This is a genomic window from Micromonospora sp. NPDC023814 (genome assembly GCF_040639595.1).
Taxonomy (GTDB): Bacteria; Actinomycetota; Actinomycetes; order Mycobacteriales; family Micromonosporaceae; genus Micromonospora.
In genome coordinates this window covers 1-1,751 of sequence record NZ_JBFAAF010000216.1, presented here as the reverse complement: position 1 = coordinate 1,751, position 1,751 = coordinate 1, and the positions used below count along the sequence as shown (strand labels likewise).

Here is a 1,751-nt window from a genome sequence, read left to right as displayed (position 1 = left end):
GACCCGCTCGTGGAGCCCGGCGAGGCCGCGACCGCTGCCGCCCGGGGACGCGCTGCCGGATCCGGAGCCGTCGGTGCGGACCTCCACGGTCGTCTCCCCTTCTTCGTGGTGAACGCGAACCCTGGTCCGGCTGCCGTGCGCGTACTTCAACGCGTTCGTCAGCGCCTCCTGCACCACCCGGTACGCCGCCACCTCGGCGCTGCCAGTGGCCGCCGCCGGCGTGCCCTCCCGGACGAACTCGACCGGCTGCCCGGCCTGCCGGGAATGGTCGACGAGGGCGTCCAGGTCGCCGACCGAGGGCGTACGCGGTTCGTCTGTGCTGTGATCCGGGTTGAGCAGGTCGAGCAGTTGCCGCAGGTCGCCGACGGCCCGCCGGCCGGTGCCGGTGATCGCGGTCAAGGTTTGGTCCAGCTTGTCCGGGTTGCCGGTCAGGTAGCGCGCCGCCTCGGCCTGCACGACCATCGCCGTCACGTGGTGGGTGACGACGTCGTGCAGCTCCCGGGCGATGCGCGTGCGCTCCGCCGTACGGGTGGCCTGCTCGACATGGCGGCGGCGTTCCGCCTCGGCGGCCCGGTTCTGGCGCAGCCACGCCCCGATGCCCCACGCGAGCGCCAGCAGCAGGTAGAAGGTGGTGAACCCCGCGACGCCCTCACTCGAGCCGGCCCGCTCGAGCGAGACCGCCAGGGACACGTACGCCGCCGAGGCGAGACCCGCGACGGCCCAGCGGCGCCGTTCCAGGTGGGCGCCGGCGCTGACGAGCGCGATGGCCAGTCCCGTACCCGCGATGGTGTGGTAGCCGCGGAGCTGGTCGATCGCGAAGCCGAGCGACACCAGCGCGAGGCAGACAGCCGGCCACCGGCGGCGGACGGCCAGCGGAAGGCACTCCAGGGCGACGACACCGACGGTCAGCGCGTCGTACGGGCGGTCCGGCAGTTCGCCGAGCTGCGTACCCTGCCGCTCCAGCGCCGGGACCACCGCCGTGAGGGCGAAGGCGAGGGCGAGCGGGAGGTCCCGGACCGTGACCGGCCGCTGCCGCCACAGATCCGGGAACCTCCGCAGCTTGATCATTGGGTGACTGTAGCGGTTGCCGGGGACTGCGCCGTGCGGTGGCGGCGCGGGACGATGTGCCCGCGGCGCTTGGCCAGCCACAGGAACACCACCGTCAACACCACGCCGGCCAGCACCGCGTACAGGCTGCCCTCCGGCCCGAAGTCGCCGCCGCTGAGCGCGACCGATCCCGACGTCGAGGCCTCAAGCAGCCCTTTCGACTCGCCGTTACCCGACACCGCGACGCCGAAGATGCCGCCAGCGGCGAAATTCCAGCCGAAGTGCAGGCCGATCGGGACCCACAAGTTGCGGGTGGCGGCGTAACAGGCGGCCAGCATGAACCCGGCCTCGATCGCGATGGCGGTCGCGCCCCACAGGCTGGCGTCCGGGTTGGCCAGGTGCATCGCGCCGAACACCACGCCGGTCAGCACGAGAGCGATCCAGGTGCCCGTACGCTCCTCGACGATCCGGAACAGCACCCCCCGGAACAGCAACTCCTCGGTCACGGCGGCGACCGCCATGAACCCCAACAGCGCCAGCGCTCCGGTCGGCGAGCCCCAGCCCTCAACGTGGTAGCCGCCGAGGAACGCAATGTTGGCGATGACGGCCGCGAACATCGCGAACCCGATGAGCGTCCCGCGGCCCACCTTCTCGACCCAGCCGCCCCGGCTCAGCTCGGCCGGCTCGCGGCGTTCGGTGCGCCG

The 1,751-nt window shown here is 72.7% G+C and carries 2 protein-coding genes; both read right to left on the bottom strand.

The genetic code is table 11. The annotated features are described in order from the left end of the window. Window positions 1–1,068, bottom strand: a 1,068-nt coding sequence (locus tag AB0G14_RS35535; RefSeq protein ID WP_357705176.1) for a histidine kinase, incomplete at its 3' end; no start/stop codon positions are given. After that, window positions 1,065–1,751: CPBP family intramembrane glutamic endopeptidase (locus AB0G14_RS35530; protein ID WP_357705173.1), on the bottom strand; the 687-nt coding region annotated here is incomplete at its 5' end. The genes AB0G14_RS35535 and AB0G14_RS35530, both read right to left, overlap by 4 nt.